1 tRNA gene is annotated in these 209 nt (G+C 48.8%); it reads left to right on the top strand.

The features are described from left to right. Positions 1–58 precede the first annotated feature (58 nt). Positions 59–132: transfer RNA gene (locus tag IAE55_RS33665), tRNA-Trp, on the top strand. Positions 133–209 lie beyond the last annotated feature (77 nt).

The following is a 209-nucleotide window of genomic DNA, read 5'->3' as shown; positions in this document are numbered from 1 at the left end:
ATCTGTTCTCGTACGAGTTCGGTGGTTCGAATCCATCAGCCTCCACCAGTTTTATTATAGGGGCATAGTTTAAAGGTAGAACAGCGGTCTCCAAAACCGTTAGTGTGGGTTCAATTCCTGCTGCCCCTGCCATTCGAAATACAGCTTCATATCTTTTATTATGGCGGTCGTGGCGAAGGGGTTAACGCACCGGATTGTGGCTCCGGCAT

It is taken from the genome of Paenibacillus sp. S28 (genome assembly GCF_016624415.1).
GTDB lineage: Bacteria > Bacillota > Bacilli > Paenibacillales > Paenibacillaceae > Paenibacillus_AQ > Paenibacillus_AQ favisporus.
This window is presented reverse-complemented; position numbering and strand designations above follow the sequence as displayed.